The organism is Vibrio scophthalmi LMG 19158 (genome assembly GCF_000222585.1).
Taxonomy (GTDB): Bacteria; Pseudomonadota; Gammaproteobacteria; order Enterobacterales; family Vibrionaceae; genus Vibrio; species Vibrio scophthalmi.
This window is the reverse complement of the sequence record NZ_AFWE01000150.1, coordinates 54,940-64,349: the sequence shown is the minus strand read 5'-3', so window position 1 is coordinate 64,349 and position 9,410 is coordinate 54,940. Positions and strand designations below refer to the sequence as shown.

6 protein-coding genes are annotated in these 9,410 nt (G+C 43.9%); 2 read left to right on the top strand and 4 right to left on the bottom strand.

All coding sequences use genetic code 11. From position 1 onward, the window contains the following. Positions 1-457: 457 nt before the first annotated feature. The 3 genes from clpB to rluD all read right to left on the bottom strand — a co-directional run bounded on the left by clpB (position 458) and on the right by rluD (position 4,889). On the bottom strand, positions 458-3,031 hold the full coding sequence (gene clpB, locus RH88_RS11860) for an ATP-dependent chaperone ClpB (RefSeq protein WP_005596196.1): 2,574 nt from the start codon (positions 3,029-3,031) through the stop codon (positions 458-460). A gap of 138 nt (positions 3,032-3,169) precedes the next feature. Beyond that, positions 3,170-3,910, bottom strand: coding sequence for a peptidoglycan editing factor PgeF (gene pgeF / locus RH88_RS11855; RefSeq protein WP_005596194.1), 741 nt, complete (start codon positions 3,908-3,910; stop codon positions 3,170-3,172). A 1-nt stretch (position 3,911) separates the two neighbouring features. Further along, positions 3,912-4,889 carry a 23S rRNA pseudouridine(1911/1915/1917) synthase RluD gene (rluD, locus tag RH88_RS11850; protein WP_005596192.1) on the bottom strand — a complete coding sequence of 326 codons (978 nt, stop codon included), beginning with the start codon at positions 4,887-4,889 and terminating at the stop codon, positions 3,912-3,914. A 130-nt stretch (positions 4,890-5,019) separates the two neighbouring features. Here rluD and RH88_RS11845 point away from each other — a divergent pair, with 130 nt between their 5' ends. Further along, positions 5,020-5,745 carry an outer membrane protein assembly factor BamD gene (locus tag RH88_RS11845; RefSeq protein WP_005596190.1) on the top strand — a complete coding sequence of 242 codons (726 nt, stop codon included), beginning with the start codon at positions 5,020-5,022 and terminating at the stop codon, positions 5,743-5,745. 77 nt (positions 5,746-5,822) lie between these two features. Here the strand turns inward: RH88_RS11845 and RH88_RS11840 are convergent, their stop codons facing one another. After that, the gene (locus RH88_RS11840; RefSeq protein ID WP_005596188.1) at positions 5,823-7,454 is read right to left on the bottom strand and encodes a methyl-accepting chemotaxis protein; all 1,632 of its coding nucleotides are present in this window, start codon (positions 7,452-7,454) and stop codon (positions 5,823-5,825) included. Positions 7,455-7,900: 446 nt separating this feature from the next. Here RH88_RS11840 and RH88_RS11835 point away from each other — a divergent pair, with 446 nt between their 5' ends. Continuing rightward, a complete protein-coding gene (locus RH88_RS11835; protein ID WP_040757946.1) occupies positions 7,901-9,346 on the top strand; it encodes an MltF family protein in 1,446 nt (481 codons plus the stop codon). The last annotated feature ends 64 nt before the right edge of the window (positions 9,347-9,410 follow it).

The following is a 9,410-nucleotide window of genomic DNA, read 5'->3' as shown; positions in this document are numbered from 1 at the left end:
CTCGATAACCATTCCTTATAAAAGAAAGTGTTATCAAATTGGTCACTCAGTTCATTGAACCCAATTTATTTCCGAAGAAACTGTTTTCACCGAAGCGAAAACTTATTGGATTATCATCAACGAGTGCCCACACAGATTGATAGGTTTATATTGTTAAAGAGCTTTACTTCAAGTCTTACTCTCGAAGTGGACGGTCATTTTAGCGAGATAACCTTTGGTGTCAAACACTTTTTGGTTATTTCTCTGAAAGTTATCTGAGTAACTTTCTCCGCCTTTGTCGCCTGCTATACAGCGTGGTTTCCCGTGGCAACGGAGGCGAATTATAGGTAGTTCTAACCCGAACACAACCCTTTTTTTTACTCAACCAAATCGTTTGCACACTTTTCACACAAAGCACTCAAATAAACGGCAAAAAGGGGCATTTCGCCCCTTTCTTTATTCACATTTCGCAGTGTCTTTATTGATGAGCAATAATTTGATCATTATTAACCAGCAATTTGACGGTTTTTTCTGGAATAATTCTTCCCGATAAAATTGCTTTTGCTAATGGGTTTTCAACACTCTGTTGAATTGCTCGTTTCAAAGGGCGAGCCCCATAAACAGGGTCAAAGCCAACTTGAGCTATCAAATCGAGCGCTTTTTCAGAAACTTCCATATGATAGCCACGCTCTTCCATACGCTTTGCCAGACGTAATAGCTGGATTGCGGCAATCGACTTAATATGCTCTTGGCCAAGAGGGTGGAAAACGACACTTTCATCTACACGGTTTAAAAATTCCGGCCTGAAATGTTTATTCACCACTTCCATCACTTCATTCTTAATACCTTGGTAGTCAAGCGTATTGAAGTTTTCTTGAATACGCGCAGATCCCAAGTTAGACGTCATGATGACGACGGTATTTCGGAAATCTACCGTACGACCTTGCCCATCAGTGAGTCGTCCATCATCAAGCACTTGCAGTAAGATGTTAAAAACATCAGGGTGCGCCTTTTCTACTTCATCCAACAAAATAACTGAATAAGGCTTACGACGTACCGCTTCGGTTAAATAGCCGCCTTCTTCATACCCGACATAACCCGGAGGGGCTCCCACTAAGCGAGCAACCGAATGTTTCTCCATAAACTCTGACATGTCGATACGTACCATGGCATCTTCACTGTCAAACATGAACGTTGCTAAGGTCTTACATAATTCTGTCTTACCGACCCCTGTTGGGCCCAAGAATAAGAAAGAGCCAATAGGTTTGTTAGGATCAGATAGCCCCGCACGGCTGCGACGAATCGCGTTAGAGACGACTTCCACCGCTTCTTTTTGTCCTATCACGCGTTTGTGCAGTACTTGCTCCATACGTAATAGCTTTTCTTTTTCGGCCTCCAGCATTTTAGCCACTGGAATGCCGGTTTGCTTTGATAGTACATCTGCAATTTCGACATCAGTAACCTTATTACGCAATAAGGTCATCTCTTGCATTTCGGCTTGCGTGGCGAGATCCAGTTGTTTCTCGAGCTCAGGGATACGACCATATTGCAGTTCAGACATACGACTCAAGTCACCTGCTCGTCGAGCAAACTCCATATCCATACGAGCTTGCTCAAGTTCAGATTTGATATGCTGGGTGCCTGATAGCGCAGCCTTTTCTGCATTCCAAACTTCATCAAGTTCAGCAAAGTCGCGTTCTTTTTCCAACAATTCATTATTGAGCATTTCTAAGCGCTTTTCGCTCGCTTCATCATGCTCATTAATAAGTGCTTGCTGCTCAATTTTAAGTTGAATGATTTTTCGCTCTAGCTTGTCGAGGGATTCAGGCTTGGAATCTATCTGCATGCGAATACTCGACGCCGCCTCATCTATCAAATCAATGGCTTTATCTGGCAACTGGCGATCGGAAACATAACGATGAGATAGGCTGGCTGCCGCGACAATCGCAGGATCGGTAATTTCAACGTGATGATGCAGTTCGTAACGTTCTTTCAGACCACGCAAAATCGCGACGGTATCTTCGACACTCGGTTCATCGACAATCACTTTTTGAAAACGACGCTCAAGTGCCGGATCTTTTTCCATATATTTGCGGTATTCATCTAGCGTCGTGGCGCCCACGCAATGCAACTCACCTCGCGCTAAGGCAGGTTTTAGCATATTACCGGCATCCATCGAACCTTCACCTTTACCTGCGCCGACCATGGTATGAATTTCATCAATAAAAAGAATGACGTTACCCTCTTCTTTAGACAACTCATTCAATACCGATTTTAAACGTTCTTCGAATTCACCACGATATTTCGCTCCCGCAACCAAAGCCCCCATGTCGAGAGACAGTACTCGGCGACCTCTTAGGCCCTCTGGTACTTCATTATTGATAATGCGTTGAGCCAAACCTTCAACAATCGCCGTTTTGCCTACGCCCGGTTCACCAATGATCACTGGGTTATTTTTGGTGCGACGTTGCAAGACTTGGATGGTGCGGCGGATCTCGTCATCACGACCAATAACAGGATCAAGTTTGCCCTGCTCTGCTCGCTCGGTTAAATCAACGGTGAACTTTTCCAATGCTTGGCGTAGTTCTTCGGCATTTGGGTCATTGACCTTTTGGCCACCTCTGACCTTATCGATCGCTTCACCCAAATTCTGCTCGGTTAAACCGCTTTCTTTTAATAAAGCGCCAAGAGGGCCACGATCTTCTAAAGCCGCCAATAAGAATATTTCTGATGAGATATAGGTGTCTTGACGCTTTTGCGCCACTTTGTCACACAGGTTAAACAGCGTCCCCATGCCACCTGACAGTTGCACGTCACCACCTATGCCGCTCACTTTTGGTAGACGGTCGAGCATTTCACTCAGTTTAGAACGCAGTTGAGTGACATCGATATTTAACATCGTCAACAATGGACGAATTGGACTGCCATTTTGGTCCATCAGTGCCACCATTAGGTGCACTGGCTCTATATACTGGTGGTCGCGGCCTAGCGCCAAAGACTGCGCATCAGAAATAGCGATTTGAAACTTGCTAGTAAATCTGTCGAGACGCATATCAACCTTCCTAAACTCTATCGAAATAATCTAATAATCAATATGAAAGATGGCTACGCTCGCGGAGATTTTCAAGGGGATAAAAACGAAAAAGGCTGACACGAGGTCAGCCTTTGAAATAAACATCAGATCTAGTCGCTACTCAATCCAGATGAAACTGGCTAAACGCCCAGTCACACCATCGCGGCGATATGAGTAAAAATGCTCAGGATCAGAGTAAGTACAGAGCCCACAAGCAAACACTTGCGTTACGCCTAAGGCGTTTAAACGTTGAGTGGCAAGGCGTTCCATATTGGCCCACCATTTGCCAACCTGCCCCGTAGGAATGAAAGCATCGATCGCTTGCGGATTCGCATCACAAAATGCTTGTAATACGTCTTCGCCAACTTCAAATGCACTCGCTCCAATCGCAGGTCCAAGCCAAGCGATCATATTACCGTCTATGGCATCACGCCCAAACGTTGCCACTGCATTTTCAACAATACCATCAGCGAGACCACGCCAACCAGCATGCACTGCCGCCACTTGAGAACCTTGAGTATTCGTCAACAGAACAGGTAAGCAATCGGCTGTCATAGCAGAAAGAACGACACCTGGTTGTGATGTTACAAGTCCATCAGCGTCGAGTGTTATCTCGGTTGGTTGGTTAACCTGAATCACTGCAGTTGAGTGGGTCTGGTTCAACCAAACTGGCGCAGAAGGCATTTTTGCCATCTGCGTCAATTGTTGGCGGTTGCGGAATACCGTATCGAGATCATCCCCAACGTGGCTACCAAGGTTTAACCCTTGATATACCCCAGTTGAAAAGCCCTCTAATCGTGTTGAAGCTATTGCCTTAACATTTTTAGGTGCATTCCAGTTAGGAATAATCAGCGACATATTAGTACTCTTCTTCTAAACCGTGCTCTTGTGCATCTTGGCGTAGAGCTTCGGTCAGAATCACCATGTCTTCTGGCACTGGCGCATGGAACTCAAGTTCTTCACCCGTTACTGGGTGTTCAAACTTCAGCATCACAGCATGCAATGCTTGACGATCAAACTGGCGGATCATCTCCGTCAATTCTTGGCTCGCTCCCGAAGGAATACGAGCGCGACCGCCGTAAGCAGTATCACCAAGTAGCGGATACTGTAGGTACGACATGTGGACACGAATTTGGTGGGTACGACCCGTTTCTAGACGCAGACGAATACGCGTATGTTCGCGGAAGTGCTCCGCAACACGGTAGTGAGTTGCTGCCGGCTTACCCATTGGGCTTACCGCCATCAACGTACGTTTGGTTGAGTGACGGCCAATTGGCTGTTCAATCTTACCGCCCGCCGTCATACGGCCAATTGCAATGGCTTCATACTCACGCGTAATGTTACGTTTTTGCAGCGCACGCACTAAACGAGTTTGTGCTGGCACTGTTTTCGCCACAACCATAAGGCCAGTGGTGTCTTTGTCCAAACGGTGAACAATCCCCGCACGTGGTACTTCCGCGATATCAGGATAATGATGAAGCAGTGCATTTAGCACTGTACCATCAGGGGTTCCTGCACCTGGGTGTACTACAAAACCGCGAGGTTTGTTCATTACGATAATGTCGTCATCTTCGTAGACGATATCCAAAGGAATATCTTGCGCTTCCCAGCGCTCTTCATCTTCAAGTTCCGCTTGCAGGATGATGACTTCACCGCCCATCACTCGAGTACGTGGTTTAGTAATTACTTGACCATCCACTTGTACTTTACCCGCTAAAAGCCATTCTTTTAGACGAGAACGAGAGAAGTCGGCAAAAATTTCGGCGATAGCCTGATCAAGTCGTTGACCTAATTGGCTATCTTTTACTGTATTAGTTAATTCAATCTGCTGAGCCATATCGAACTTTTTCAAAAACTGTGAGACTAATTGTCTACAGTGTGGAAGAATATTGATCCATTGTATCTGCTACCGGCATAAAAGTAACGGAAGCGACAAAATTATTTACTTCAAGGAATAGAATCCTGACATGAAACAGCATACTTTATCTGGATTATTGGCATTAACATTACTCGTAGGCTGTACGAGCAGCGAAGAGATTGTTCCAGATGTTCCGCCATCAGAGCTCTACTCTGAAGCGCAGGTATTATTGCAAGATGGTAGCTGGATGACTGCCATCGAGAAACTCGAAGCTTTGGACTCTCGCTACCCTTTTGGTGCTTATTCAGAGCAGGTACAGCTTGACCTTATCTATGCCTACTATAAAAACGACGATCTAGCTTTAGGCCTAGCAACAATCGAGCGTTTTATTCGTTTGAATCCAACACACGAAAAGCTCGATTGGGTATTGTACATGCGTGGTCTTACACACATGGCGCAAGACCGCAACTTCATGCATGACATGTTCAATATCGATCGTAGTGACCGAGATCCTGAACCAGTAAAAGCGGCATTTGCCGATTTCAAAAAGTTATTAGACCGCTACCCAGCAAGCCCATACGCTGAAGATGCACAAAAACGTATGTTCTCATTGAAAAATCGCCTTGCTGAGTATGATTTAGCCACTGCCGATTTCTATCTACGTCGTGAAGCTTGGATTGCTGCAATTAATCGCTGCCAAGAGCTACAAAAAACCTATCCAAATACTGAAGCTGCGCGAAAATCATTAGACATTCAACTCGCCGCTTATGAAGAACTGGGTCTTGAAGAAGCCGCCAGCCGCACGCGTGAATTAATCAATCTTAATCCTTTATAAAGAATTAAAAGTAACAAGCCGCTTAGTAACCCTAAGCGGCTTTTTTGTGTCTGTGAATCCTTGAATTATCTTTAAGACTAAACGACCTTGAACTGCAAAATAATATTTCGCATATTGGCAGCCAGCTGGCTCAACTCAATACAAGCTTGCGCTGTCTGCGCAGAGCCTGTCGCGACCTCTATTGACGAACAATGAATATGGTCGACATTGCGCTGCAACTCTTCCGATACCGAACTTTGCTCGCTGCAGGCACTGGCGATCTGAATGTTCATGTTGGCAATATTATCGATTGAATTACCAATTCCATCCAGGATGCCACCCACCGTACTCGCTTGTGCATTACAAGTGCCGATGGTTTCACAGCTTTGAGTTGTAGCATCAACAGCTTTTTTAGCACGTTGTTGTAATTTCTCAATAATACGTACAATTTCCTCGGTAGAACTTTGTGTTCGTCCAGCTAAAGTACGGACCTCATCAGCGACCACCGCAAAACCGCGTCCTTGTTCGCCTGCTCGTGCCGCTTCAATCGCGGCATTTAAGGCTAATAAATTGGTCTGTTCGGCAATATTTTTGATCACATCGACGACCATATTTATATCATTTGAATCTTTCTCTAGCTGTGCAACAAGCATTCCTGCATCTTCAATAACCTGTTGAGCGACTACAATTTGGCTCATTGCCTCACTTACACCACCAGCGCCTTGACGGGTGGTGGTACTAGCATTATTTGCAGCACAAGAAGCTTCTTCTGTATTACTCGCAACTTCATTGACCGTTGCCTGAAGCTGATTCATTGCAGTAGCAACCATGGCTAATTGACTTTGTTGTTGAAGCATCCCTTGCGATGTTTGTTCAGAAACAGCGCTCACTTCGTCAATAGAAGACGCCAACTGTACAGCTGCACTGGCGATTTTTTCGACCAGTTGCTGCAATTCTTGTTGCATCGTTTGGCAGGTATCAGCCAACTGACCAAATTCATCACTACCTAATTTTTGACGGTCTATTTTATAAGTTAGATCGCCATTAATAATATGACTAGTCAGTGCCATAATACTTTGTAGCGGTGCTCTAATTTGCTTAACGAGAAGCACTCCTATGCCAATCAGGAAGATAATCACTGCAGCCATACCTATAAAACTCACAATAGAAGTATGCTTCACTCGCTCATCAGCAGTGAGAGTGTCTTCAGACATGTATATTTGGTTGAGTTTCTCTAACCCAGCCATCGCTTTAAATGCGTCTTGGTATTCATTGTAACCTTGTACGGTTAGATGATTGGCTTGATAAATATCACCTTGCATAAATGCCTGACGAAATAAACTCAACTGCTCTCTATAAACTTGCCAATACTGTTCTAAATTAGCGAAAGCAGCACGATCGCGCGCATCCCATAACCCTTCACGATAATTGTCTAAGCTAGCAACCACGCGCTTTTCGTAGTCATGCATATTTTGCTGCCAAATTGGTACAAGTTCATGATTTGGGTTAGCAACTAAAGCGTATTGATCACGGCGAATCTCTTCTAGCGTAATTTGCATATCTTTGACTAACAGAACACTTGGTACTGTTGTATCGGTAAAGACGACCAACGCATCTCTGACACTATCTACTTGCTTAACAATAAAAGTAACCAGAGAAGCGACTGAAATAATAATCGCCACAAAAATAAGGATAATCTTATTTCTTATTGAAATATCTTTAAATTTCATAATTAACAATTCTTAATGGTATATAAAAGGAAATAACCAGTATTAAATTTCACATTAAAGGTATAAAGCCAGTTTTATATACCACTGCAACTTTAAGGGGGGCATCGCAATATTTTAAATTCCCAGCCCACTTCACGGTTTACTCTGGACAATTGTAAATATTACTCGGTAAATTTTACGAATTAACTATTAATGGGGTTATTTTTAGTCTCAAGTTAACTTTTCGGAAATACATTCTGGAATGAACATCAAATTTCTTAGTGTTCAAGTAGCATAGCCAGACAACTGATAATTAAAGAGGCATGTCAAATCGCGAGGAAGTCTCCCATCATTGCCATGATAGAGTGCGTTACTGTTCAGCAGCCAATGCCTAACTTAGTGGTTAAATACTTGTTTAGATGGCATTCGCGTCTACCTTTAAGAGAACGATGTTTAAAGGTGAACGAATGATCCGAGCTCTAATCATGGGACTTTTGCTAGCAGTGCTTCCCTTACAAGTACAGGCCTTATCTCTTGAGCCGCTGACCAAAGATCCACACACCGGAGATCTAGCGGCATTGGAAAAAAAAGGCGTCATTCGCGTATTAGTCTCAGCGGATCTTGGTTTCTATTATATAGAAGCAGGACAACCCAAAGGGATCTTAGCCGAATTGCTTTATCATTTTGAAAAACAGCTCAAACAGCGTTCTTCCTATTTAAATCTACAGGTCATTCCTGTGAACCGTGACGAACTGATTCCTTCACTAGAAAAAGGTTACGGTGATCTCGTGGTGGCCAACCTAACCATCACAGATAAACGTAAACAGGAAATCGAGTTCAGCCGTCCGGTATTGAACGATGTACAGGAATGGCTGATTACTTCAAAACAAACACCGCAGTATTACCAACTCTCGCAATTAAGCGGCAAGGATATCTGGGTCAGGCCTAGTTCTAGTTACTATGAGAGCTTACAAACGCTTAATCAGCGTTTACATCAACTCGGTAAGCCTCTAGTGGAGATCCATTTTCTCGATGAAACGCTACAAGATATTGAAATTATAGAGCTGGTTAATCAAGGCCATATCGGAGCAACGGTATTAGACAGCCATAAAAGTGAACTTTGGCTCAAGGTAATGGATAACATTCACGCGCACAAAAAAGTGCCTTTGCGTCGCAGTGGGAAAATTGCGTGGGCACTGCGTAAAGATAGCCCACAACTCAAAAAACTGGTCGACAACTATTTAGATGAATATCGCTCTGGCACCTTACTTGGTAATGTAATTTACGGAAAGTACCTCGATAACACTCGTTGGCTAAAAAAGATCCTCGATCCTAAACACATTAGCCACCTCGAGTCACTTTCCAAACTGTTTGATCACTACTCCAACCAATATGATTTTGATCCGCTGATGATTTCAGCCCAAAGCTATCAAGAATCCGGACTCGATCAGAGTAAGGTTTCTCATCAAGGCGCGGTTGGCATAATGCAAGTGTTGCCCAGCACCGCCAGCGATCCCAACGTGAATATCCCCAATATTTATAAACTCGAAAATAACATTCACGCCGGTGTGAAATATATGCGCTTTCTGAAAGATCGTTACTTTAACGATGAGGCCATTACTCCAGATAACCAGGTCTATTTCTCTCTTGCTGCCTACAATGCAGGCCCAGGAAACATTCGTAAAATGCGTCGTCTCGCCAAACAACATGGCTATGATCCGAATGTGTGGTTTAAAAACGTAGAGATAATCGCGCGTAGAAATATCGGACGAGAGCCGGTGCATTATGTTTCTAACATTAATCGCTATTTCATCATCTATAAACAATTAGCATCATTGAAGAAAAATCGCGATGAGGGGAATAGTGAGCAACTTAACCCACTCTTATTTCCTATCGAGATGGGTTCGCCATAATCACATTTGATGACAAGTGAAGGATGAGACTAATTGATAGGCTGAACGTCGTCGACATGGAAAA